Source organism: Pseudomonas sp. 43NM1 (genome assembly GCF_002836905.1).
Classification (GTDB): domain Bacteria; phylum Pseudomonadota; class Gammaproteobacteria; order Pseudomonadales; family Pseudomonadaceae; genus Aquipseudomonas; species Aquipseudomonas prosekii.
The window spans coordinates 1-24619 of record NZ_MKGS01000002.1; the positions used below are offsets into that span (position 1 = coordinate 1).

Annotated in this window: 22 protein-coding genes and 1 pseudogene; 10 read left to right on the top strand and 13 right to left on the bottom strand. The window is 61.3% G+C overall.

Annotation, left to right across the window (positions count from 1 at the left end; translation table 11 throughout):
- Positions 1 to 784: 784 nt before the first annotated feature.
- The 3 genes from BI292_RS01060 to BI292_RS01070 are packed head-to-tail and all read right to left on the bottom strand — an operon-like array spanning position 785 to position 2640.
- The gene (locus BI292_RS01060; protein ID WP_101206644.1) at positions 785 to 1561 is read right to left on the bottom strand and encodes an anti-sigma factor; all 777 of its coding nucleotides are present in this window, start codon (positions 1559 to 1561) and stop codon (positions 785 to 787) included.
- Positions 1558 to 2055, bottom strand: coding sequence for an RNA polymerase sigma factor (locus BI292_RS01065; RefSeq protein WP_178076510.1), 498 nt, complete (start codon positions 2053 to 2055; stop codon positions 1558 to 1560). The genes BI292_RS01060 and BI292_RS01065 overlap by 4 nt, the downstream gene beginning before the upstream one ends.
- A gap of 54 nt (positions 2056 to 2109) precedes the next feature.
- Entirely contained in the window at positions 2110 to 2640 is a 531-nt protein-coding gene (locus BI292_RS01070; protein ID WP_101206646.1) for a tetratricopeptide repeat protein, read from the bottom strand.
- 189 nt (positions 2641 to 2829) lie between these two features.
- On the opposite strand from BI292_RS01070, the gene BI292_RS01075 reads away from it, so the two are divergent.
- Complete coding sequence (locus BI292_RS01075) at positions 2830 to 3642, top strand: crotonase/enoyl-CoA hydratase family protein (RefSeq protein WP_101206648.1); 813 nt, start codon at positions 2830 to 2832, stop codon at positions 3640 to 3642.
- Positions 3643 to 3648: 6 nt separating this feature from the next.
- Positions 3649 to 4479, top strand: a complete 831-nt coding sequence (nudC, locus tag BI292_RS01080; RefSeq protein ID WP_101206649.1) for an NAD(+) diphosphatase — start codon at positions 3649 to 3651, stop codon at positions 4477 to 4479.
- On the opposite strand, the gene BI292_RS01085 is transcribed toward nudC, so the two are convergent.
- A complete protein-coding gene (locus BI292_RS01085; protein ID WP_101206651.1) occupies positions 4447 to 5226 on the bottom strand; it encodes a TSUP family transporter in 780 nt (259 codons plus the stop codon). The two genes, nudC and BI292_RS01085, sit on opposite strands and share 33 nt — an antisense overlap.
- A gap of 387 nt (positions 5227 to 5613) precedes the next feature.
- Between BI292_RS01085 and sfnG the strand changes: the two are divergent.
- Positions 5614 to 6697: pseudogene (gene sfnG / locus BI292_RS01090) on the top strand (dimethylsulfone monooxygenase SfnG).
- Between the two features lie 116 nt (positions 6698 to 6813).
- On the opposite strand, the gene BI292_RS01095 reads toward sfnG, so the two are convergent.
- Positions 6814 to 7293 carry a nuclear transport factor 2 family protein gene (locus tag BI292_RS01095; RefSeq protein WP_092281306.1) on the bottom strand — a complete coding sequence of 160 codons (480 nt, stop codon included), beginning with the start codon at positions 7291 to 7293 and terminating at the stop codon, positions 6814 to 6816.
- Between the two features lie 57 nt (positions 7294 to 7350).
- Entirely contained in the window at positions 7351 to 7911 is a 561-nt protein-coding gene (locus BI292_RS01100) for a TetR/AcrR family transcriptional regulator (protein ID WP_092281304.1), read from the bottom strand.
- Between the two features lie 193 nt (positions 7912 to 8104).
- Between BI292_RS01100 and pssA the strand changes: the two genes are divergently transcribed.
- The gene (gene pssA, locus BI292_RS01105; protein WP_101206653.1) at positions 8105 to 9448 is read left to right on the top strand and encodes a CDP-diacylglycerol--serine O-phosphatidyltransferase; all 1344 of its coding nucleotides are present in this window, start codon (positions 8105 to 8107) and stop codon (positions 9446 to 9448) included.
- Between the two features lie 245 nt (positions 9449 to 9693).
- Here pssA and efeO (BI292_RS01110) read toward each other — a convergent pair whose 3' ends face one another.
- From efeO (BI292_RS01110) to efeU, 4 genes are read right to left on the bottom strand one after another with little or no spacing between them, the layout of a single operon-like run.
- Positions 9694 to 10518 carry an iron uptake system protein EfeO gene (efeO, locus tag BI292_RS01110; RefSeq protein WP_101206655.1) on the bottom strand — a complete coding sequence of 275 codons (825 nt, stop codon included), beginning with the start codon at positions 10516 to 10518 and terminating at the stop codon, positions 9694 to 9696.
- Positions 10519 to 10565: 47 nt separating this feature from the next.
- A complete protein-coding gene (gene efeB, locus BI292_RS01115) occupies positions 10566 to 11864 on the bottom strand; it encodes an iron uptake transporter deferrochelatase/peroxidase subunit (RefSeq protein WP_101206657.1) in 1299 nt (432 codons plus the stop codon).
- A gap of 19 nt (positions 11865 to 11883) precedes the next feature.
- On the bottom strand, positions 11884 to 13083 hold the full coding sequence (gene efeO, locus BI292_RS01120) for an iron uptake system protein EfeO (protein ID WP_101206659.1): 1200 nt from the start codon (positions 13081 to 13083) through the stop codon (positions 11884 to 11886).
- An 8-nt stretch (positions 13084 to 13091) separates the two neighbouring features.
- Positions 13092 to 13931 carry an iron uptake transporter permease EfeU gene (efeU, locus tag BI292_RS01125; RefSeq protein WP_101206660.1) on the bottom strand — a complete coding sequence of 280 codons (840 nt, stop codon included), beginning with the start codon at positions 13929 to 13931 and terminating at the stop codon, positions 13092 to 13094.
- A gap of 249 nt (positions 13932 to 14180) precedes the next feature.
- On the opposite strand from efeU, the gene BI292_RS01130 reads away from it, so the two are divergent.
- The 6 genes from BI292_RS01130 (at position 14181) to BI292_RS01155 (ending at position 21165) form a co-directional block, all read left to right on the top strand.
- Positions 14181 to 15197 carry an AraC family transcriptional regulator gene (locus tag BI292_RS01130; protein ID WP_101206662.1) on the top strand — a complete coding sequence of 339 codons (1017 nt, stop codon included), beginning with the start codon at positions 14181 to 14183 and terminating at the stop codon, positions 15195 to 15197.
- A 278-nt stretch (positions 15198 to 15475) separates the two neighbouring features.
- Positions 15476 to 17140: an AMP-binding protein gene (locus BI292_RS01135; RefSeq protein WP_101206664.1), complete on the top strand. Its 1665-nt coding sequence runs from the start codon at positions 15476 to 15478 to the stop codon at positions 17138 to 17140.
- A 16-nt stretch (positions 17141 to 17156) separates the two neighbouring features.
- A complete protein-coding gene (locus tag BI292_RS01140; RefSeq protein WP_101206666.1) occupies positions 17157 to 17924 on the top strand; it encodes an SDR family NAD(P)-dependent oxidoreductase in 768 nt (255 codons plus the stop codon).
- A gap of 13 nt (positions 17925 to 17937) precedes the next feature.
- On the top strand, positions 17938 to 19131 hold the full coding sequence (locus BI292_RS01145) for an acetyl-CoA C-acyltransferase (protein WP_101206668.1): 1194 nt from the start codon (positions 17938 to 17940) through the stop codon (positions 19129 to 19131).
- A 119-nt stretch (positions 19132 to 19250) separates the two neighbouring features.
- Complete coding sequence (locus tag BI292_RS01150) at positions 19251 to 20378, top strand: acyl-CoA dehydrogenase (protein WP_092281284.1); 1128 nt, start codon at positions 19251 to 19253, stop codon at positions 20376 to 20378.
- A 13-nt stretch (positions 20379 to 20391) separates the two neighbouring features.
- The gene (locus BI292_RS01155) at positions 20392 to 21165 is read left to right on the top strand and encodes an enoyl-CoA hydratase (RefSeq protein WP_101206670.1); all 774 of its coding nucleotides are present in this window, start codon (positions 20392 to 20394) and stop codon (positions 21163 to 21165) included.
- A 175-nt stretch (positions 21166 to 21340) separates the two neighbouring features.
- Here BI292_RS01155 and BI292_RS01160 read toward each other — a convergent pair whose 3' ends face one another.
- From BI292_RS01160 to BI292_RS01170, 3 genes are all read right to left on the bottom strand, one after another.
- The gene (locus BI292_RS01160; RefSeq protein WP_092281281.1) at positions 21341 to 22492 is read right to left on the bottom strand and encodes an acyl-CoA dehydrogenase family protein; all 1152 of its coding nucleotides are present in this window, start codon (positions 22490 to 22492) and stop codon (positions 21341 to 21343) included.
- A 3-nt stretch (positions 22493 to 22495) separates the two neighbouring features.
- Positions 22496 to 23602: an enoyl-CoA hydratase/isomerase family protein gene (locus BI292_RS01165; protein WP_101206671.1), complete on the bottom strand. Its 1107-nt coding sequence runs from the start codon at positions 23600 to 23602 to the stop codon at positions 22496 to 22498.
- Between the two features lie 305 nt (positions 23603 to 23907).
- Entirely contained in the window at positions 23908 to 24603 is a 696-nt protein-coding gene (locus BI292_RS01170) for an HPP family protein (protein ID WP_101206673.1), read from the bottom strand.
- Positions 24604 to 24619 lie beyond the last annotated feature (16 nt).

Sequence of the window (24619 nt, forward strand, 5' to 3'; positions counted from 1 at the left end):
TCGGCTGCCCAGCAGTCGTCAAACCTGCTGATGCTGTTTGGCTGAAGAAGGCTGGGGCCGCTGCGCAGCCCGACGGGGGCGAGCCCCCTCGCCACAAGGGGTTTGCGTTGGGCGCGGAATTGGTGGGGGCGATGCATGTCGTTCCGATACGGTGTGAAAACACCTGCCAGCCACACACCCCGTGGCGAGGGGGCTTGCCCCCGTTCGGCTGCGCAGCAGTCGTCAAACCTGCTGATGCTGTGTGGCTGAAGAAGGCTGGGGGCCGCTGCGCAGCCCGACGGGGGCGAGCCCCCTCGCCACAAGGGGGTTGTGTTGGGCGCGGAATTGGTGGGACCGATGCGTGCCATTCCGATGCTGTGCGAAAACACCCGCCAGCCTCACACCCCGTGGCGAGGGGGCTTGCCCCCGCTCGGCTGCGCAGCAGTCGTCAAATCTGCTGATGCTGTTTGGCTGAAGAAGGCTGGGGGCCGCTGCGCAGCCCAACGGGGGCGAGCCCCCTCGCCACAAGGGGTTTGTGTTGGGCGCGGAATTGGTGGGGCCGATGCATGTCGTTCCGATGCGGTGCGAAAACACCTGCCAGCCTCACACCCCGGCGAGGGGGCTTGCCCCCGTTCGGCTGCGCAGCAGTCGTCAAACCTGCTGATGCTCTGTGGCTGAAGTAGGCTGGGGCCGCTGCGCAGCCCGACGGGGGCGAGCCCCCTCGCCACAAGGGGTTTGTGTTGGGTGCGAAATTGGTGGGACCGATTCATGCCGTTACGATGCTGCTGCACACAGGGGTGGTGGGTCAGGTGCTCAGGCGGTTGCGCAGGGCTTTTGCCATGTCTTGGAGTTCTGCCATCGGGTTGTGCCCGATGAGCATCCACGCGTGTTCGGTGTCGGCCCAATACACCACCTTCATGTTGTGCCGGCGCTCCTGCGCGAATGCTTGGCTGCCGTTGTTGGAGCGGGTGACGCACAGGGCCATCGGGCCGTGCGCCGGGTCGAGGTAGGTGATCTGCGCGATCGGGACGCCGTCGTATTCAAGAATTTGCGCACGCTTTAGTTGAATCCGCGGCAGTGCCAGTTTCGCTGGCGCCAGGGTCAATCCCAGACGCGCGTCGATAGCGCGCAATTGCGCGCGTTGCGTGGCCTCGTCGCCGGGCAAATGCTCAAGGGTTTGCGGCACATACAGCGACATATAGTTGGCGACCAAGCCGCGCCAATTACTTTTCTTCCGGCTCATCTGCCAACCGAGAAACAACCGATCCGTCAGTACGCCACTGACCACCAACCCCGCAGCCGCCGTCAGAAACCAGCGTCGACTGCGGGCCGGCGGTGCCGGGCTGGGAAGGGTGTCGAGCATTGCGTTCAGGCGTTCCATCGGCGCTTGCGGCAGCAGTTCATCATAAGCAGCCTTGAACGGCAGGCTGCTGCGCGCCAGCCATTGCACGCGCAGGCTCAGCGCCGGGTCATCACTGATCGCGGCATCAATGCTGTTGCGCTGTTCGCTGTCGAGTTGGTCGTCGAGGTAGGCCACCAACTGTTCATCCGAAGGCAGCTTCGGCCGAAGCGGCTCGGTCATCGACGTTCTCCATTAATGTTGCTCGGCACGCTGTGCAGCGGCGGGTACTCGGCGAGTTTCAGGCGTGCGGTGGCGAGCCGGCTCATCACCGTGCCGATCGGCACTTGCAACACCTCGGCGACTTCGCGGCAGGACAAACCTTCGACATACGCCAGGTACAGCGTTTCGCGCTGGGTTTCCGGCAGGGCAGCGACGCGGCGAATCACCTGCGCGGCCAGCACATGAGTGTGCGCCGCATGCTCGCCGTCGACCGACAGCGCCACGTCGGCGTCCGCCGCTTCCTGGCCGAGACGCACGCGGCGGGCGCGTACTTCATTGAGCCAGATCGAATGCAGAATGCTCAGCAGCCAGCGGTCCATGCGCGTGCCTGGGACAAATTGCCCGGCGCGTTCCAGCGCCCGCACGCACGTGGCTTGCACCAGGTCTTCGGCGACATGCCGTTGCCGCGACAGCAGCAAGCCGTAGCGCCATAACCGCGCCAGATACTGGCCCAACTCTGCTCGTATTGCCTGATCGCTGGCGATGGCGACCTCCGTCCGTTCGATGTGTCAGGTTTTCGATGAAGCGTTGATGGCTGCGGCGAGGTCCTGATATTCCTCGCACGTGCTACCGCAGATTGCTTTGATCTGCTGCAACTGCTCCTGCGCCAGGTCCAGGCGACCTTTGATCACATAAGCCTCGCCGAGGTACTCGCGCACTTGCGCATACTGCGGGTCGAGTTTGACCGATTGCAGGTAATAGCCGATGCCCTCGTCGGTGCGCCCAAGTTTACGCGTGGCGTAACCGCGATAGTTCAACGCCTTGGCAGTGTTCGGGTTTTTCAGCGTATCGAGTAGCGCCAAAGCTTCCTCATAACGCCCGTCCTTGGCCAGGCGATAGGCGTAGTCGGTGCGATCGGCGTCCGGCACCAGGCTGCTGGTTTGCAGTACGCACTGTTTCAACGTGCTGTCGTACACCTGGCCTTTCGGGCACTCGGGTTTGGCCGGCGCATCGTCGTCACCGTCGGCCAAAACCAGGCAACTGGACAGCGCCGCAACCAGCAGCAGCGGGGCACTCAGCCATGCAAAACGGATAGTCATGATCAAACTCCACGGATTGAGACGTTTCAGATTCAGTCTAGTTTCAATCCTGGTGCTGCAACATCCGGGCGCGAAGCGGCTGGGGCAGCCGAAGCAGTCCCGCATTTGGCCGAACCGCTGCCTTACTCCCACCCGCGATGCCTTGTTATAGTTCCGGCCTCATTTTCTGTCCGGTAAAGGATTTCTGCCATGTCTCAGTACACCGCGTTCACCGTCGAACTCGCCGACAAAATCGCCCATGTGCAGATCAATCGCCCGGAAAAGATCAATTCGATGAACGCCGCTTTCTGGAGCGAGATCATCGAGATTTTCCAATGGGTCGATGACACCGACGAGGTGCGAGTGGTCGTGCTGAGCGGCGCTGGCAAACACTTTTCCTCGGGCATCGACCTGATGATGCTCGCCGGCGTGGCTAACGAAATGGGCAAGGACGTCGGCCGCAATGCGCGCCTGTTGCGGCGCAAGATCCTCGCCCTGCAAGCCTCGTTCAACGCCGTGGATAATTGCCGCAAACCGGTGATTGCGGCGATTCAGGGTTATTGCCTGGGCGGCGCCATCGACCTGATCGCCGCGTGCGACATGCGCTACGCCGCCGAAGATGCGCAATTCTCGATCAAGGAAATCGACATCGGCATGGCCGCCGACGTCGGCACGCTGCAACGCTTGCCGCGCATCGTCGGGGACGGCATGCTGCGTGAACTGGCTTACACTGGTCGCCAGTTTGGTGCAGAAGAAGCGCGCGGCATGGGTCTGATCAATCGCGTCTACAGCGACCGCGACAGCCTGCTGGATGGCGTGATGGGGATTGCCCGCGAGATCGCCGGCAAGTCGCCGATCGCGATTACCGGGACCAAGGAAATGATCAGCTACATGCGCGACCATCGCATCGACGACGGCCTCGAATACGTTGCCACCTGGAACGCCGCCATGCTGCAATCCACCGATTTGCGCGTGGCCATGGCCGCCCACATGAGCAAACAGAAACCCGAATTTCTGGACTGATTAACCATGACTTCACGCTGGACCACTGCAGTACTGGACACCGATCAACCGGGCGGCTGGGCCGTGGCGCGCAGCCCCGAAGGCTTTCTGTTCGACGACAACGGCGCGTTGTTCCCGCGCGAATGGCTCAAGCGCCAGGACCTGTCGATCCTCGCCGAGCACGGCATCGGTCACCTGGATGGGGAGCCGGTTTACCTGCTGGAATTGCGCAGCGTCAGCGAAGTGCCGGGCTGCCAGTGGAAAGGTCTGCGGGCGTTCATGCTTGAGGGCGATCACACCGTCTATAAAGTGCTCGGTTACGCCGCGCAGATCGGCACGTGGTACCGCGAGCATCGGTTTTGCGGGAACTGCGGGCAAGCCACGCATCAGGTTCCGCGCGAGCGGGCGATGTATTGCGAGCCGTGCAATATTCGTTATTACCCACGTATCTCGCCGAGCATGATTGTGCTGATCACCCGTGGCGATGAAGTATTGCTCGCGCGTTCGCCGCGTTTTGTCAGCGGCGTCTACAGCACGTTGGCGGGGTTCGCCGAACCGGGCGAATCGGCTGAGGATTGCCTGATTCGCGAGGTTCGTGAAGAGGTGCAGATCGAGGTCAAGAACATCCAGTACATGGGCAGCCAGTGCTGGCCGTTCCCGCATTCGATGATGCTCGGGTTTCACGCCGAATATGCCGGTGGCGAGATTGTCTGTCAGGAAGACGAGATCGAAGACGCGCAGTGGTTCAACATTCACGCGATGCCGCCACTGCCAGCCTCGCGTTCGATTGCGCGTTACCTGATCGACGTCTATCTGGCGCGGCGTTTAGGCTACGCTGAACCAGTGCTGCCAGGCTAACCGCACGGTCAGCCCAAGCACCACGGTGATGAACACCGGACGAATGAATTTCGCGCCGCCGCTGATCGCGGTGCGCGCGCCGAAGAACGCACCGACCATCACCGACAGGCCCATGCTCAGGCCGATGATCCAGTCCACTTGCCCGGAAAACACAAACACCGACAGCGCCGCAATGTTGCTGACGAAGTTCATGCTGCGCGCCACGCCGCTGGCCTTCACCAGGTCGATGGGGTACATGAGCATGGTGCTGACGGTCCAGAACGCGCCAGTGCCGGGGCCCGCCACGCCGTCGTAGAAACCGAGGCCGAAGCCTTGAGTCGATTGCCACTTTTTCTTGATCGGCGCGTCGCTGTCCAGCGGCGCTTGCGGCGTGCCGCCAAACAGCAGGTAGAGGCCGCAGGCGAAAACAATCACCGGCAGCATCTTGTTCAGCCATTCGGCGGGCAGGTAATGCGCGACCACCGCGCCAGTCAACGCGCCGACCAAGGTGCCGACGATTGCATGCAGCCATTGCCTTGGGTGAAACAGTTTGCGCCGGTAGAAGGTGAAACTGGCGGTGGCCGAGCCGAAGGTCGAACTGAGTTTGTTGGTGCCCAACACCAGGTGCGGCGGCAGCCCGGCGGTGAGCAAGGCAGGCGTGGTCAACAAACCGCCACCGCCGGCAATGGCGTCGATGAAACCGGCGATGAAAGCGACAAACGCCAGAATGGCCAGGGTGGTGAGGTCAACGCTGAGTTCGAAAGGCATGGAATCGGCTTATTCGGCGGGGCGCAGAAAGGGCTGCGGGGAAGGGCGGTATCTTACCTAGAAAGCAGGCTTGTTACAGCTGATCGTTCCCAGGCTGAGCATGGGAACCATCGCAATGTGGGTTTTGCCCAGGTGTGCAGTGTTGCTGAGCCAACAGTGCAGCAGCAAATTGTCCCTGCCACTCCCTATTTCTAAGGCGAAAGACATCTTCGTGGCGAGGGGGCTTGCCCCCGTTTGAGTGCGCAGCGCTCACCAGATTCTGCGGCCGCTACGCAGCCCAACGGGGGCAAGCCCCCTCGCCACGGTGCTCATACACCTCAGATTTCTGCCGCTGGCACGGTTGCTGCTCTGCTGCAAAGACTCCCGCAAAATCCCGAGGACATGCCAATGAGTCAGCAAGCCGTCAAATTTGCCTACTGGGTGCCAAACGTCAGCGGTGGGCTGGTGGTCAGCAAGATCGAGCAGCGCACCCATTGGGGCATCGACTACAACCGCAAACTGGCACAACTGGCCGAGGCGGCCGGGTTCGAATACGCGCTGACGCAGATCCGCTTCACCGCTGGCTACGGCGCTGAGTTTCAGCACGAATCCGTTGCCTTCAGCCACGCGTTGCTCGCCGCGACCACCCAGCTCAAAGTGATCGCGGCGATCTTGCCCGGCCCGTGGCAACCGGCACTGGCGGCCAAGCAACTGGCGACCATCGATCAACTGACCAATGGCCGCGTCGCGGTGAACATCGTCAGCGGCTGGTTCAAAGGCGAGTTCCAGGCAATTGGCGAACACTGGCTGGAGCACGACGAGCGCTACCGGCGTTCCGAAGAATTCATCCGCTCGCTCAAAGGCATCTGGAGCCAGGACAATTTCACCTTTCGCGGCGATTTCTACCGCTTCGACAATTACAGCCTCAAGCCGAAACCGCTGGGTCAACCGGAGATTTTCCAGGGCGGCAGCTCGCGACATGGCAGCGCGCGTTTCCGATTGGTATTTCACCAACGGCAACACGCCGGAAGGCATCAGGGCTCAGGTCGATGACATTCGCAGCAAAGCAACGGCGAACAATCACTCGGTGAAGGTCGGGGTCAACGCGTTTGTCATCGCCCGTGACACCGAAGAAGAAGCGCGCGCGGTGCTGACGCAAATCATCGATCAGGCCGATCCGCAAGCCGTGAACGCTTTTGGCGATGCCGCGAAACAGGCGGGCCGGGCGTCGCCGGAGGGCGAGGGCAATTGGGCGAAGTCGACGTTCGAGGATCTGGTGCAATACAACGACGGCTTCAAAACCAACCTGATCGGCACGCCACAGCAGATCGCCGAACGGATCGTTGCGCTGAAAGCGGTGGGCGTGGATTTGGTGCTCGCCGGGTTTCTGCATTTTCAGGAAGAAGTCGAGTACTTCGGCAGACGCGTGTTGCCGCTGGTGCGGGAGCTGGAGGCCAAGGCGCTCAACCAGCAGACCGCCGCGCTCGCCTGACCACCTGAGCCCTTGTAGGAGCGAAGCTTGCCCGCGAAGGCGTCGTCACATTCAACATTGATATTGACTGACACGACGCCTTCGCGGGCAAGCCTCGCTCCTACAGGGGACAGCGTTTACAAACCGAGGTCGGACAGGCCTGGGTGATCATCCGGGCGGCGCCCCAGAGGCCAGTGGAATTTGCGTTCGCTTTCCTTGATCGGCAAATCGTTGATGCAGGCAAACCGGTTGGCCATCAAGCCATTCTCGGCAAATTCCCAGTTTTCGTTGCCGTACGAGCGAAACCAGTTGCCTGAGTCGTCGTGCCATTCATAGGCATAACGCACGGCGATGCGGTTGTCGGTGAAGGCCCAGAGTTCCTTGATCAGTCGGTAGTCCAGTTCCTTGGCCCACTTGCGCGTGAGGAAACCCTTGGCTTCTTCGCGGTTGTGCGCGAATTCGGCGCGGTTACGCCATTTTGTGTCGAGGGTGTAGGCGAGGGACACGCGCTCGGGATCACGGGTATTCCAGCCATCTTCGGCGAGGCGCACTTTCTCGATGGCGGATTCGCGGGTAAACGGTGGCAATGGCGGACGGGCTTCAGCGTTAGTTGACATTGAATGTCTCCTGATCAAGTAAAAGTTAAATCAACGCGGTCGAGCTTGATTAAGTCGTTACAGGTCCAATAACTTTCGCGCCATGCATCGCGCATTATCGGCGGCACTGTGATCACCCATCACAAGCGCAACGGTAATGGCCCCATCGATCAGGATCAGCAGCTGTCTGGCCAGCGTCTCCGGGTCGGTAGCGCCATGTTCGGTACAGAGTTCGCACACGTAGTCGAGCAGTTTCTGTTTGTGTTCCCTGGCCACTTGGCGCACCGGATCTTGCGGGTCACCGGTCTCGCCGCTGGTGTTGGTGAACGCGCAACCGCGAAAGCCTTCGGAGTCAAACCAGCTGCGCAACACGGTGAACAGGTTAAGCAAGCGATCGGCCGGGCTTGATGCCTTGTCGACTTCGCTGCGAAACCAGTGCATCCAGCGCACGTCGCGGCGTTGCAGGGCGGCAACGGTCAGCTCCTCCTTGTTGGCGAAGTAGCGGTAGATGCTTTTTCTGGAGACGCCGGCGGTTTTCACCAGAAGATCCATGCCCGTGGCGGCGATGCCACTTTTGTAGATCAACTTCTCGGTGACATCCAGAATGATGTCGCGGGTAGTGCTGGTCGATTGGTTCATGTGGCGAACAGTAGAACGATCGTTCTTCTTGGTCAAGCGGGTTTTTTGTCAGTGAAATTTCCTTCGCGGGCAAGCCTCGCTCCTACAGGAATAAAACCGCTTGATCGTTCCCACGCTCCGCGCAGTGGGCAGACCCGAACGAATCCATGGTGTAAGCTCTCGGGTTCTTCGGAATCGACCTTTTGCGAGCCCTATGCCGTCGCTTTTCAAACGCTCTCTGCTGCCTAAACTGCGCAGTTTTCCGCTGACCGCCGATGCCGTCACGATTCTCTCCGGCGCCGCCGAATACCGTCGTTGCCTGCTGGAAAAAATCGCCCAGGCGACCCGGCGCATCTACATCGTCGCGCTGTACCTGCAACAGGACGAAGCCGGCCAGGAAGTCCTCGATGCCTTGCACGCCGCCAAACTCGCGCGTCCGCAACTGGACGTGGTGGTGGTGGTTGACTGGCTGCGCGCCCAGCGCGGTTTGATCGGCGCCGGCAAGCAGCCGGGCAACTCGGCGTGGTATCAGGAAATGACCCGCACCCACGCCAGCGAAGTGCCGGTGTACGGCGTGCCGGTGCAGACCCGCGAGCTGTTCGGCGTCTTGCATTTGAAGGGTTTTGTCATCGACGATTGCGTCATTTACAGCGGCGCGAGCCTGAACAACGTCTATCTGCACAAATTCGACAAATACCGCTACGACCGTTATCACCTGCTGCAGAACAGCGATCTCGCCGATTCCATGCAGCACCTGGTCCAGCACGGTCTCGTCGCTTCCAAAGCGGTGCATCGTCTTGATCTGCCGAACCCGCCGACCACGCGCAGCCTGCGCAACGACATCGGCGACTTGCGCAGCCGCCTCAAGCATGCGAGTTACGACATCACCTCGGGCACCACGGCGAAGGACGGTTTGTCCGTCAGCCCGCTACTCGGTGTCGGCAAGAACAACCCGCTGAGCCGGGTGATCTGCGAACTGATCGCCAGTGCCAAGTTTCAGCTGACCATTTGCACGCCGTATTTCAACCTGCCGCTGCAAGTCACCCGCGAGATCAACCGCGCGCTGGCCCGTGGGGTGAAGATCGACATAATCGTCGGCGACAAGACGGCCAACGATTTCTACATTCCGCCGAGCGAGCCGTTCAAAGTCATCGCCGCGCTGCCATACCTTTACGAAATCAGCCTGCGGCGCTTCGCCAAACGCCATCAGCGCTACATCGACAGCGGCCAGTTGAACCTGCATTTGTGGCGCGATGGCGACAACACCTACCACCTCAAGGGTATGTGGATCGATGATCGCTACACCTTGCTTACCGGCAACAACCTCAACCCACGCGCCTTCCGCCTCGACCTGGAAAACGCGCTGCTGATCGACGATCCGAAACAGGAACTGCGTGAAGCGCGCAGCAAAGAGCTGGCAGAGATTTTCGAGCACACGCGCCGGGTCGAACGCTATCTGGAACTGGAAACCTTGCCGGACTACCCGGCGGGCGTGGCGAAGTTTCTCAAGCGGGTGAGTCGGGTGAGGATCGAGCGGTTGTTGTATCGGATTTTGTGAGGGGTGGCACAGTCGGGTTGATGTGCTGAATGTGGGAAAGGCATCGCGAGCAAGCTCGCTCCCACATTTGACCTGCCAACCACCGTCCCTGTAGGAGTGAGCCTGCTCGCGATAGCCATCTGACAGTCGACATACGAGTTGACTGACAGGACGCCTTCGCGGGCAAGCCTCGCTCCTACAGGGGGACGCGATCGCTGTAGGAGCGAGGCTTGCCCGCGAAGGGGCCCGACCAGGCGCCGCAAAAACTAATTCAGCCCCAACTTCCCACGCAACGTCGACAAATCCTCAGCCAGGGTATTCACCGGGCCAACCAGCGCTTTGCGGTCGTTTTCCTTGACCTTGTCGTAGGTTTCAAACCCGCCATCTGCGGTTTTGTATTTCGCCAGAATCTTGTTCACCGTCGCAAAGTTCTTGTCGACTTTGGCGATGAACGCCGCGTCCTGCTGCTCGATCTGCGGGTGGAACAGGTCGACGATTTTCTTCGCGCCGTCGATGTTGCCCTGGAAGTCGTAGAGGTCGGTGTGGCTGTAGCGGTCTTCTTCGCCGGAGATCTTGGTGGCGGCGACTTCTTCGAGCAGCGCAGCGGCGCCGCCAACGACTTTCTCCGGCGGGAAGGTCAGGCCGGCGACGCGCGCCTGCAAGTCCTTCACGTCTTTGTTCAAGCCGTCAGCCAGGGCGTCGAGGCCTTTGGTGCTTTTTTCCGAGAACAACGAATATTCGATGCGATGGAAACCGGTGAAATCCTCGGCGGTCACGCCTTTTTCGTGGTCGTCGACGCGCGAGTCTATAGACGCGTCGAGGTCACTGAACAGCTCGGCGATTGGCTCGATCGATTCATAAAACACCCGGGTCGGCGCGTAGAGCTTTTGCGCGGTAGCGAGGTCGCCGCTTTTCACCGCGTCGGTGAACTGTTGGGTGTGGCTGCCCAACTCGTCGAGTTTCTCGATGACGTAGATCTTGTAGTCCGAAACCGGCCCCACCAGATCCAGCGGCGCCGGTGCCGCGAAAGCTGAAAACGGAGTGTTGAGCAAGCCAAGGGTCAGCATTAACGCGAGGGGCGACTTTTTCATGGGACGGTTCCGTGTTGGGGGATTGTGGGGGCGTAGTCGAGGCGTTGTCAGGTATTGGTCGCAGGTTGTGCAGCGGCGAGCAGCGAACGACCGATGAAGTCCTGATCGCCCCTGACGCCCGGCAATGTGAAGAAATACCCACCGCCCACCGGCTTCAGGTATTCCTCCAGCGGCTCGCCGTTGAGCCGGGTTTGCACGGTGATGAAGCCTTTTTCCAGATCCGCCTGATAGCAGATGAACAGCAGGCCCATGTCGAGCTGGCCGTTCTTGTTCACACCGTTGGAATAGTTGAACGGCCGGCGCAGGATCAAATTGGCCTGGGTCGCGGCGGTGCGCGGGTTGGCCAGGCGAATGTGCGCGTCGAGCTTGGTCAGCTTGCCTTCGGGGTCCTTGGCGTAGTCCGGGACTTGGGTTTCATGCGCGCCGCCCATCGGTGCGCCGGTGCTCTTGATGCGGCCGAGAATGCTTTCCTGTTCCTGCAACGGCGTGCGATCCCAGCGCTCGACGAAATTGCGGATGATCCGCACCGCTTGATAGCTGCCGTTCGCCGCCCACGCCGGTTCGTCGCTGCCGGGCTGCACCCAGACCAGCGCGTCCATGGCTTTCGCGTCGTTGGAATCGGGGTTGGCCGAGCCATCGCGAAAACCGAGGAAGTTGCGCGCACTTTGCGCCGGCGCTCCAGGTTTGCTCGGTGCTTGTGGCGGCACGCTGCCTTCCTGCTTCCAGCGCACCAGCAGCAGGTCCGGGAGGTTTTTGACGATGTCGCGCAAGGCGTGGATGTTGGTGTCGGTGGTGTTCGAGCAGAACTGCAGGCTCAAGTCGCCGTGGCAGCAATCGGCGTCCAGCGCATCGTTGGGGAAACCGACCATGCGGCTCAGGCGTTTCGGTTTGGCGCTGGCCAGGCCGAAACGCTCGTCGAACAGCGACTCGCCGACCGATACGGTGATGGTCAGATTGTCCGGCGTCACCACCGGGCCGAGGATGCCCGAGTCCACTGGCGGCAACTTTGGATCGACCTGTTCCACCGTGCCGCCAGTCATCAAAAACGCGATGCGTTCGTTGAGCGTGCGGAACAACCGCTCAAGGTCTTCGCGGTCGCTGGCCAACACATCGAACGACACCAGCATGCCCGACGCCGGGCGCGGCGTGACGATGCCGGTCTGGTGTTTGCCGTGGAACGCGTGGCGGTCTTCGGTCTTGTCGCTTTTCGGCGCCTCGGTGACTTGCGCCGGGCTGGCGGCCATTGCCGGGCAGCTCAAAGCGGAACCGGCCAAGGCCACCCCGGCGGCGCCCATGCCCATCAATACGCGGCGACGTTGCGCGGAAAACTGCTCTGTGTCTTTCATCAAATAATTCGTCTTCTGCTTACAGGCCGGACAGGCCCAGGGCTGGATCGATGCCGTCGAGTACGTCGGCCAGAGCCTTGGCCTTGTCGGCGATGTGTTGGCGCTGCTCGGCGCTGACCGTGGCGTAACCGGCGTAGCCATTGTTGGTCTTGAGGCCGCTGAGCTCGCCGTCGAACGCTGCGAGCGCGCTGTCGATTTTCGGCAGCAAGTCAGTGGCGGATTTGCTCAGCAAGGGCCGCAACAAATCGACGACTTTGTGCGCCGCTTCGAGGTTGGCGGCAAAGCCATTGAGGTCGCTGTGGCTGTAGCGTTCTTCTTCGCCGCTGGCCGCGCGCACTTCGGCAATGGTCTTGAGATTGCGCACGACGATGCTCACCAGTTGCTCCGGCGGCAGCGATTGCGCGAGCAGTTGCTGTTTGAGCGTGGTGACGTCGCTGGTCAGTCGCTGCGCCACCGGCGTCAGGCCGTCGAGGCTGCGTTGCTGGAACAGCGCGTATTCGAGGCGATGGAAACCGACAAACCCCGGATCCTGCTCGCGTTTCTCGAAATAATCGGCGCGCGCGTTGATCGCGTTATCCAGTTCCGCCAGGCGCTGCGCGGCCGGGGCGATCCGTTGATACGCCGCGCGGGCCGGCAGGTAAAGCGCTTGCGCCTGGCTCAGATCGCCCGCGGCAATCGCCTGTTCCAGCGCGGTCACGGCTTTGATCAGCGCGCTGCTTTGGCTGCTCAAGTACACGCGAAATTCCGACAACGGGCCGATAAACGCGACCATCGACGGACGTGCCTTGGCTGCGGCATCGGACGCGGCGGTCGGCGTCACGTGCAGGGTGCCGCGCGGGTTGCTGAGCAAACCGCAAGTGATCGCGTAATCGCCGGGGACAAGATTGGCGTTGATCACCTGGCTCAGGCCAGGCGCAATATTCTCGCGTTCTTCGACCACCAGCACGCCATCGAGAATTTCCCATTCGACGGCGCGATCCGAGCGATTGACGATGCGAAAACTCGCGCGCCCGGCCGGGACCGTCAGCGCGTTCGGCTCGCAGTTGTGGGGATGAATGTTCACCACCACTTCGTCATGGTTGATCTGGCGCTTGGCCGCGGCCATTTTCGAGGCGTAGTAGAACAGGCCACCGGCGGCGATCATCACGATCACCGAACCGGCCACCGCCCAGCGCAGTGCGCGGGGAGGCGAAGCCACGGGAGGAGTAGGCGTTGACATGAAAGCCCTTACTGACTGGAAACGGAAGGTGATGGTTTGGCGGGCGCGGCAGCCGGGAGGAAGAACATCACCAGCGCCACCACCAAGTAAATCAGGTACGCGCCGAGGGTGCTGACGGTCGGCGCATCTTGATAGCCGAACATGCCGGCGAGTACCGCGCCGACCGGGCCGTCCATCGGCAGCGTCGCGCTGAAGTCGAACAGCACGGTTTGCAGGTGATTCCACACCCCGGCTTCATGCAGCGCCTGCACCGAGTTGGCGAGAATGCCGGCGGCGACCACGAGGATGAACAGGCCGGTCCAGCGGAAAAACGCGCTGAGGTTCAGGCGCATGCTGCCGCTGTAGATGAGGAAACCGACGATGATCGCCAGGATCAGCCCGAGCAGGGCGCCCATCGGTGCCGCCGCGCCTTCGCTCTGCTGGAATACCGCGAGCAGGAAAAACACCGTTTCCAGGCCTTCGCGAGCCACGGCGAAAAACACCATGGCGATCAGTGCCGTGACCTGGTGTCTGGAACCGGCCAAGGCGTGATCGAGGGACACGTGCAGCGAATGCTTGATCGACCGCGCGACTTTGCGCATCCAGAACACCATCGAGCTGAGAATGCCCACGGCCACCAGACCGACGATGCCTTCGAACAGCTCCTGTTGTTTTTGCGGGAACTCGGCGCTCATCAACTCCAGGCCACCACCAACCAGCAACGCCAGCGCAGCGGCAAGGAATACGCCGATCCACACCGCTGGCATCCACTCGCCACGCCCGGTTTGCTTGAGGTAACTGGCGATAATGCCGACGATCAACGCCGCTTCAATACCTTCGCGCAACATGATCAGAAAGGGGACAAGCATTCAGCACCGTTAAGGAGATAGTTAGGTAGCTAAGTTGTAACATAATGACACTCATTCTCACATGAGATTCATTGACTTTGGCTGAACCTAAGCTGAACGAGCCAATGGATCACCTTGACCCTGTAGGAGTGAGCCTGCTCGCGATGACGGCATGACAGGCGAAAACAACGCTGACTGACACTGCGCAATCGCGAGCAGTGGATTGAGCTAATATGCCGACCATTCGCACAACAAGGCTCACCCCGCGCAATGTCGGAAAAAGACACCATCGCTATTCAACTGGTGCGTGAAGCGCTGTTGCAAAGTTGCGCGCCGGGGGCGGCGACTGAGGAAGTGTTGCTCAAGGTCGGCATCGATCCGGCGTTGATGGCCAGCGCGCAGGGCCGGGTGCCGGCCACCGCCTATGCGCGTTTGTGGCGCTTGCTGGCGCGGCGCGGCGACGATGAGTTCTTTGGCATGGACCCGCGCAAACTGAAATCCGGCAGCCTCGAGTTTCTGTGCCGCAGCGCCATGCTCCAGCCGAGTTTGGCTGCAGGCCTGACCACCGGCCTGAGTTTCCTCTCGTTGATGCTCGAACACCTGCCCGCGCAACTGGTGCGCCAGCAAAGCCTGGCGGAAATCGTCTTGCTCGAAGACGACCAGGACCCGCGCCGCGCCTTCACGTATTTCACCTATTGGATGATTGTCCACGGCGTCGCGTGTTGGCTGGCGGGGCGGCGGATTCCGATTCTGGCCATCGAACTGCGCTGCCCGGCGCCGGACTTTTGCGATGACTATCAGGTGATGTTTTCCGAGAACCTGCGCTTCGACCGGCCACGCACGCGGATGATCTTTGCCGCCGATTGCCTGGATGTGCCGATCAAGCGCAGCGCTGAAGAACTCAAGCGTTTCCTCGCCCAGGCGCCGGCGAATATTCTGGTCAAGTATCGCGACCCGGAAAGCCTCGCCAGCCGCATCAAGCACGATCTGCGGCACTTGCCCGCCGAACAATGGCCGGAAACCGAGGCGTTGGCGCAGCAATTGTGCATGTCGGCCTCGACGCTGCGCCGGCGTTTGGCCGAAGAAGGGCAGACCTGGCAAGGCTTGAAGGACAGCGTGCGTAAGGAGTTGGCGATAGTCTGGCTGGCCGAGCCGTCGATCAGCTTCGCCGAAATCGCCGCACGCCTGGGATTTGCCGATGCGAGCTCGTTTTACAAAGCGTTTCGCAAATGGTCGGGGACTAATCCGGGGCATTACCGGAGTTTGATTCTCAACGACGCGAGTTGATCCGGGTTTTTGTGGTGAGCCAGCAGGCCTCATCGCGAGCAAGCTCGCTCCCACATTGGACTGCTGCGAAACCCATGATTTGAATACAACCACAGAACCCTGTGGGAGCGAGCTTGCTCGCGATGAGGCCATCACAACCGCCGCACCCTCCGAACCTTGGCCAAACCAGTCACGCAACTTGATAGCTTTGACCATTGCCCCACACCCCGCGCAGCGCGAGTATTCCTCTGTTGATTAAGGTTCCCCCAACCTAATAAAAATACAGAGGGATTCTGGCGATGCGCGATTACTTGTCTGCCGTTTCACAGTTCGATTACCAGCACACCGTTGGCGCTGCGCTCGCGGGCGATCTGAGCGAGCTCAACGCCTGCGTCGAGTGTTGCGACCGCCACGCGCTGCCGGGGCGTATCGCGTTGTTCTGGGAGGGTCGTGACGGCGCCAGCGCGACGTACACTTTCAGCGACTTGCAGGACAAAGCCGCGCGTTTCGCCAATTTCCTCCTCGCCCAAGGTGTGCGCAAGGGTGACAAAGTCGCCGGGCTGCTGCCGCGCAATATCGAATTATTGATCACCGTGTTCGCCACCTGGCGCATCGGCGCGGTGTATCAGCCGCTGTTCACCGCTTTCGGCCCGAAAGCCATCGAACATCGCTTGAACACCTCCGGCGCCAAAGTGGTGGTCACCGACGCAGTCAATCGGCCGAAACTCGCCGACGTTGCCGATTGCCCGACCATCGCCACCGTTGGCGGTCCCAAGGGACAAGGCATCGTCCGTGGCGATTACAGCTTCTGGGCTGAACTGGCGAATTATCCCGCGGCGTGCGACCCCGTCATGCTCAGCGGCGAAGACCCGTTCCTGCTGATGTTCACGTCGGGCACCACCGGCCCGGCAAAAGCGCTGTCGGTGCCGCTCAAAGCCATCGTCGCGTTCCAGAACTACACCCGCGATGCCGTGGATTTGCGCCCCGAAGATGCATTCTGGAACGTTGCCGATCCGGGCTGGGCCTACGGCATCTATTTCGGCGTCACCGGGCCGCTGGCGCTGGGGCATCCGATCACGTTCTACGATGGCCCGTTCACCCTCGAAAGCACCTGCCGGGTGATCAACAAATATGGCATCACCAACCTCACCGGTTCGCCGACCGCTTACCGTTTGCTGATCGCTGGCGGCGACGAATTCGCCCGCTCGATCAACGGCAAACTGCGCATCGTCAGCAGCGCCGGCGAGCCGTTGAATCCGGAAGTGATTCGCTGGTTCGCCGACAACCTCGGCGTGGTCATTCACGACCATTACGGCCAGACCGAACTGGGCATGGTCTTGTGCAACCACCATGGCCTCGAACACCCGATCCACCTCGGCGCCGCCGGTTTCGCCTCGCCGGGGCACCGCATCGTCGTGCTCGACGACGACCATCAGGAACTTGGCGTCGGCCAGCCCGGCATCCTCGCCATCGACCGCACGCAGTCGCCGATGTGCTGGTTCGGCGGCTACGAAGGCGCGCCGACCAAGGCGTTCGTCGGCAACTATTACCTGAGCGGCGACAGCGTCGAGTGGAACCCGGACGGCAGCATCAGTTTCGTCGGTCGCAGCGATGACGTGATCACCACGTCCGGCTATCGCGTCGGCCCGTTCGACGTCGAAAGCGCATTGATCGAACACCCGGCGGTGATTGAAGCGGCGGTGGTCGGCAAACCCGACGCCGAGCGTACCGAACTGGTCAAAGCCTTCGTCGTGATCGGCGCGCAGTACCGCGCCACGCCGGAACTTGCCGAAGAACTCAAACAACACGTGCGCAAACGTCTGGCCGCGCACTCGTACCCGCGTGAAATCGAATTTGTCAGCGACTTGCCGAAAACCCCAAGCGGCAAATTGCAGCGCTTTATCTTGCGCAACCAGGAAATCGCCAAGGCTCAAGAGGCCGCGGCTCACAAAGCTTCTGCTTGAATCGAAGGAAAATAAGATGCAGATCGAAAACAAGGTTTTTCTCGTCACCGGCGGCGCATCCGGCCTCGGTGCCGCCACCGCTGAAATGCTCGTCGCGGCGGGCGCCAAAGTGATGTTGGTGGACATGAACGCTGAAGCCGTTGCAGCGCAGGCACAACGGCTTGGTCGTGGCGCGCAAAGCGTGGTCGCGGACATCAGTAATGAAGCCGCCGCTGAAGCTGCGGTCGCCGCGACGGTGCAAGCATTCGGTGGCCTGCACGGTCTGGTGAATTGCGCCGGCATCGTGCGCGGCGAGAAAATCCTCGGCAAGACCGGCCCGCATGCGCTGGCGAGTTTCAGCCAGGTGATCAACGTCAACCTGATCGGCAGCTTCAACATGCTGCGCCTGGCCGCAGCGGCCATTGCCGAAACCGAAGCGAACGCGGACGGTGAGCGCGGCGTGATTATCAACACCGCATCGGTGGCCGCCTACGACGGGCAGATCGGCCAGGCTGCGTACGCCGCGTCGAAAGGCGCGATTGTCAGCCTGACCTTGCCCGCCGCTCGTGAACTGGCACGTTTCGGCATCCGCGTGATGACCATCGCGCCGGGCATTTTCGAAACGCCGATGATGGCCGGCATGACCGAGGAAGTCCGCGCTTCACTGGCCGCCGGTGTGCCGTTCCCGCCGCGTCTGGGCAAGCCCGCCGAATACGCGGCGCTGGTGCGGCATATCATCGAAAACAGCATGCTCAATGGCGAGGTGATCCGTCTCGACGGCGCCTTGCGCATGGCCGCCAAGTAAGGAGAAATTTGTCATGACTCTTGCCAACGATCCGATTGTTATCGTCAGCGCCGTCCGCACTCCGATGGGCGGTTTCCAGGGCGAACTGAAAAGCCTCACCGCACCGCAACTCGGCGCCGCAGCGATCAAAGCGGCGGTCGAGCGTGCCGGTATCGGCGCCGATGCGGTTGAAGAAGTGTTGTTCGGCTGCGTGCTGTCCGCCGGCCTCGGCCAGGCGCCCGCGCGGCAAGCGGCACTCGGCGCCGGGCTGGATAAATCGACCCGCTGCACCACGCTGAACAAGATGTGCGGTTCGGGCATGGAAGCGACGATTCTGGCCCACGACATGCTGGTCGCCGGCAGCGCCGAAGTGGTTGTCGCTGGCGGCATGGAAAGCATGTCGAACTCGCCATACCTGCTTGATCGCGCCCGCAGCGGTTATCGCATGGGCCACGGCCGGGTGCTCGATCACATGTTCCTCGACGGCCTCGAAGACGCCTACGACAAGGGCCGGCTGATGGGCACTTTTGCCGAGGATTGCGCCGAGACCAACGGTTTCAGCCGCGAAGCACAGGACGCTTTTGCGATTGCCTCGACCACCCGCGCGCAGCAGGCGATCAAGGACGGCAGCTTCAAGGACGAAATCGTCCCGCTGAGCGTGATGGTCGGCAAGGAACAGGTGCTGATCAGCAACGACGAACAACCGCCGAAAGCCAAACTCGACAAGATCGCCGCGCTGAAACCGGCGTTCCGCGACGGCGGCACGGTGACAGCGGCCAACTCCAGCTCAATCTCCGACGGCGCCGCGGCGCTGGTGCTGATGCGTCGTTCCGAGGCACAACAGCGCGGGCTCAAGCCTCTGGCGGTGATTCATGGCCACGCGGCGTTTGCCGATACGCCGGGGCTGTTCCCGGTGGCGCCGGTCGGTGCGATCAAGAAGTTGATGACAAAAACCGGCTGGTCGCTGGATGAGGTCGAGTTGTTTGAGGTGAACGAAGCGTTTGCGGTGGTCAGTCTGGTGACCATGAGCAAACTTGAAATCCCCCATGAGAAGGTCAACGTGCACGGCGGCGCCTGCGCGCTGGGGCATCCGATTGGTGCGTCGGGCGCGCGGATTCTGGTGACATTGCTGTCGGCGCTGCGCCAGAAAGGCCTGAAACGTGGCGTTGCAGCGATCTGCATCGGCGGCGGCGAAGCAACGGCCATGGCCGTGGAATGCCTGTACTAACGCTGCCACCTCGTAGGAGCAAGGCTTGCCCGCGATGACCCTCTCACGGACGCCATCGCGGGCAAAGCCATGCTCCTGCAAGAGCAGGGTGCATTCAGCTCATTTTTTAAGGATTCACCATGATTCCCAATGACGAACAATCACAAATCAGCGAAGCCGCCCGGCAGTTTGCCCAGGAGCGGCTGAAGCCGTTTGCCGCTGAATGGGACCGCGAGCATCGCTTTCCGAAAGAGGCCATCGGCGAAATGGCCGAGCTGGGCTTCTTCGGCATGCTGGTGCCGGAACAGTGGGGCGGTTGCGACACCGGTTATCTGGCTTACGCCATGGCCCTGGAAGAAATCGCCGCGGGCGACGGCGCCTGCTCGACGATCATGAGCGTGCACAACTCGGTGGGTTGCGTGCCGATTCTCAAGTACGGCACCGACGAACAGAAACAACGCTTGCTCACACCACTCGCCAGCGGCGCAATGCTCGGCGCGTTTGCTTTGACCGAACCGCAAGCCGGTTCCGATGCCAGCGGCCTGAAAACCCGCGCGCGACTTGAAGGCGATCATTACGTGTTGAACGGCTGCAAACAGTTCATCACGTCCGGGCAGAACGCCGGGGTGGTCATCGTGTTCGCCGTCACCGATCCGGGCGCGGGCAAACGCGGGATCACCGCGCTGATCGTGCCGACCGATTCACCGGGCTACAAAGTCGCGCGGGTCGAAGACAAACTCGGCCAGCACGCCTCGGACACCTGCCAGATTCTGTTTGAAGACGTCAAAGTGCCGGTCGCCAACCGCTTGGGCGAGGAGGGCGAAGGTTACCGCATCGCCCTGGCCAACCTTGAGGGCGGGCGCGTCGGCATCGCCGCGCAATCGGTGGGCATGGCCCGCGCCGCGTTCGAAGCCGCGCGCGATTACGCCCGTGAGCGCGAAAGTTTCGGCAAGCCGATCATCGAGCACCAGGCGGTGGCTTTCCGTTTGGCTGACATGGCGACGCAAATCGCCGTCGCCCGGCAAATGGTGCATTACGCGGCAGCACTGCGCGACAGCGGCAAACCGGCGCTGGTCGAAGCCTCGATGGCCAAGCTCTTCGCCTCGGAAATGGCCGAAAAAGTCTGCTCCAGCGCGTTGCAAACCCTTGGCGGATACGGTTACCTCAACGACTTCCCGCTGGAACGAATCTACCGCGACGTGCGCGTGTGCCAGATCTACGAAGGCACCAGCGATATTCAGCGCATGGTTATTTCGCGCAATCTTTAATAAGGAATTCTGTATGTCTTACGAAACGATTCTCCTGGAAACCCAGGGCCGCGTCGGTCTGATCACGCTCAACCGGCCACAAGCGCTGAATGCCTTGAACGCGCAACTGGTCAGCGAACTGAACCACGCTCTCGATGCCCTCGAAGCCGATTCGAACATCGGCTGCATCGTGCTCACGGGTTCGAAGAAAGCCTTCGCCGCTGGCGCCGACATCAAGGAAATGGCCGAGCTGACGTATCCGCAGATCTACCTCGACGACCTGTTCAGCGACAGTGATCGCGTGGCCAACCGCCGCAAGCCCATCATCGCTGCGGTCAACGGTTTTGCCCTTGGCGGTGGCTGTGAACTGGCGCTGATGTGCGACTTTATCCTCGCCGGCGACAACGCCCGGTTCGGCCAGCCGGAAATCAACCTCGGCGTGCTCCCGGGCATGGGCGGCACCCAGCGCCTGACCCGCGCGGTGGGCAAGGCCAAAGCCATGGAAATGTGCTTGAGCGGGCGGTTGATCGATGCAGTGGAAGCGGAGCGTTGCGGGATTGTCGCGCGGATCGTGCCGGCGGATGAATTGCTCGATGAGGCGCTGAAAGTCGCGACGTTGATCGCGAAGAAGTCGTTGCCGATCGCGATGATGGTCAAGGAAAGCGTCAACCGCGCGTTTGAAGTGAGCCTGTCGGAGGGCGTGCGTTTCGAGCGCCGAGTGTTCCACGCGGCGTTCGCGACGCAGGATCAGAAGGAAGGGATGGCGGCGTTTATCGCCAAGCGTGAGGCTGAGTTCCAAGGCAAGTGAGGTAGCTTCTGAACGGACGTCATCGCGAGCAAGCTCGCTCCCACATTCGATCTCTGGTGAACACAACATCTGTGAACACTGGAGATCTCTGTGGGAGCGAGCTTGCTCGCGATGCTTTCAGGCCATCACACGAGATATTGTTGATTGTGCCCACGCAGAGCATGGCAACGATCATTCAGACCAGATAGTTTTTCAATTCGCGGGCAATCACCATTCGCTGGATCTCGCTCGACCCTTCGTAAATCTGCGTGATCCGCGCATCCCGGTAATAACGCTCTACCGGGTAATCCTCCAGGTAGCCATAACCGCCATGAATCTGGATCGCCGAAGAGCAGACTTTTTCGGCGATTTCCGAGGCAAACAACTTCGCCTGCGAAGCTTCCGACAAACACGGTTTACCGGCGCTGCGCAGCCGCGCGGCGTGGAGGACCAGCAACCGCGCCGCGTTCAGCCGGGTGTGCATGTCGGCGAGCATGTTGGCGATGCTTTGGTGTTCATTGATGGTCTTGCCGAACTGCACTCGATCACGCGAATAGGCCAGCGCCGCTTCAAACGCCGCACGCGCAATGCCCAGTGCTTGCGCGGCGATGCCGATGCGCCCGCCTTCAAGGTTGGACAGGGCGATGGCCAGGCCTTTGCCGCGCTCACCCAGCAGATTGGCTTCGGCAATCGTGCAGTTGCTCAGCGTCACCGCGCAGGTGTCGGAGGCGCGGATGCCCATTTTGTGCTCGGTGCGGTCGACGATAAACCCCGGGGTATCGGTCGGCACCAGAAACGCCGAGATTCCGCGTTTGCCCAGGTCCGGGTCAGTCACCGCGAACACAATCGCCAGTTTTGCGCGTTTGCCGTTGCTGACAAATTGTTTGGCGCCGTTGATCACCCACTGGCCGTCGCGCAGTTCGGCGCGGGTGCGCAGGTTGTGCGCTTCGGAGCCGGCTTGCGGTTCAGTCAGGCAAAAACAGCCAATCGCCTGACCACTGGCGAGGTCCGGCAACCAGGTTTTTTTCTGTTCTTCAGTGCCGTAATTGAGCACCGGGCCGCAACCCACCGAGTTGTGAATGCTCATCAGCGCGCCCGTGGCGCCATCACCGGCAGAAATCTCTTCCACGGCCAAGGCATAGGCAACGTAGTCGACATAAGTGCCGCCCCATTCTTCCGGCACCACCATGCCCAGCAAGCCCAGCTCACCCATCTTCGCCACCAGACCGTCGTCGATCCAGCCAGCCTTTTCCCAGGCTTGCGCGTGGGGGGCGATTTCGCCACGGGCAAAGTCCCGGGCCATGTCGCGGATCATCACTTGCTCTTCGCTTAATTCGATATCGTGCATGACTCAGTTCCCGCTCTGCGCAAAACCACTGAAGAAACTCTCGACGTGCTCGGCGTGCAGCGCCTGCAAGGTCGGCGGGTTCCAGCGCGGTTGTTTGTCTTTGTCGATCAGCAAGGCGCGCACGCCTTCGATCAGGTCGCCACGGTCGAACCATTGACGGTCCAGGTGCAGCTCGAGGGCGAAGCATTGTTCCAGGCTCAACTTGCGTCCGCGCCGGAGCATTTCCAGGGTCACGCCCATGGCCAGCGGCGAACGGCTTTCCAGCAGATCGGCGGTGGACTTGGCCCATTCGTGGCTGTCGGCGACCGTCACTTCGCGCATTTGCTCGACCATGCTCGCAACATCCGGCAGGCCGAAGAAGTGGTCGATGGCCGGGCGCAGCGCACTCAGCGGCGCGTCGGGCAATTGCTGCGCGGCGATTTTCGCCAGCGCGCCTTGCAGGTCCTTGAGTGGCGTTTCGTGCCATTCCAGATGATCGAGTAGCTCATCGAGCTGACCCAGTCTGGCGCTTTCCAGGTACCAGTCGGCCAAGCCGCAATACAGCGCGTCCGCCGCGCGAATCTGCACGCCGCTGACGCCGAGGTAAATCCCCAGCTCGCCTGGAATGCGCGACAGAAAGTAGCTGCCGCCGACGTCGGGAAAATAGCCGATGGCCACTTCCGGCATCGCCAGACGGCTGCGCTCGGTGACCACACGCAGGTCGGCGCCTTGCACCAGGCCCATGCCGCCGCCGAGGACAAAACCGTCCATCAGCGCGAGGACTGGTTTGCGGTAGTGGTGGAGTGTGAGGTCGAGGGCGTATTCCTCGACGAAGAAATCTTCGTGCAGCGTGTCGCCGTTTTTGTAGCTGTCGTACAGCGAACGAATGTCGCCGCCGGCACAGAAGGCCTTCTCGCCGGCACCGCGTAACACCACGGCGTTGACCTGCGGATCTTCCGCCCAGGCGTCGAGCTGGCGTTGCAGGCGCCGGACCATGTCGAGGGTGATCGCATTGAGGCCGGCGGGGCGATTCAGGGTCAGGTGACCGATATGGTTGCGAACCTCGGCCAGAACGGCATTTTGCGTGGCATCCATGGCGTTGATCTCCTTAGATGAAACCTGAGCAGTCATCGATAACTCCCTGCTTTTATTGTTCTTTTATATCCGCGCTCGCGCGCGAGCGATGCCGGATCGTAACAGTGCAATTTTGCGATGTACAACCGGGATACGTGCAGGTTCTTTCTGCATTTTTACCTTAGCGCAAAATCCGAAGATCGCCCCTGAACACTTTTGGGACCGCAACGGAAAACCCTGTGGGAGCTGAGCTTGCTCGCGATTTCGATCTTTCAGGCACATCGATGGTGTCTGAAAGGACGCTATCGCGAGCAAGCTCGGCTCCCACAGGAGTCGGGGGGTTAGTGGAGAACTGCGGGGTGTCAGGTTCTGCTGCTGAGCACTGCGCTGATGCTGCGGCGTTTGGCGTGCAGTTCGCTGGCGTGGATCAGTTGTTCGAGGTCTTCGGGGGTGACGTCGATAAAGGCTTCCATGTCCGCCAAGGCCAGCTTCAAATCCTCGGCGGTGATCGCCTGACTGTCGGCCGAAGGCAGCACTGGCGCGGGTTCCGCCGGGCGTTTTGGATAACGAATCCGCGTCAGGTTGTTGTACGCCAACGCACTCAGCAGCATCGCCGCCGCACTCAGCATCACCGGCGCGAGGGCTTTCCAGTCCAGCGCGATAGTCGCCGGGTCGGCCAGCACCAACAGCAGCGCCAACGCTCCGGCCGGCGGGTGCAGGCAACGCAACCAGCACATCAAGACCACCGCCATTCCCGCTGCCAGACACGCGCTGCCCAACGTGCGCCCGAGCACATGCGCGACCAGCAGCGAGACTACGCCGGCGCTGAAATAGCCGCCGAGAATCGACCACGGCTGGGCGAGGGCTCCGGAAGACACCGCAAACAGCAACACCGCCGACGCACCCAACGGGCCGACCAAATGCTGCGCAACCTGAATACCAAACACCTGGCTGCACAGCCAGACGCTGAACAACGTGCCGAGTGACATGCCAATGGCAGCGCGGCTCCATTCGGAGGGACGGGTATTAATGGCGGCAGGTAACCAGCGAGCAAGCATGATGAAGAATGTTCCG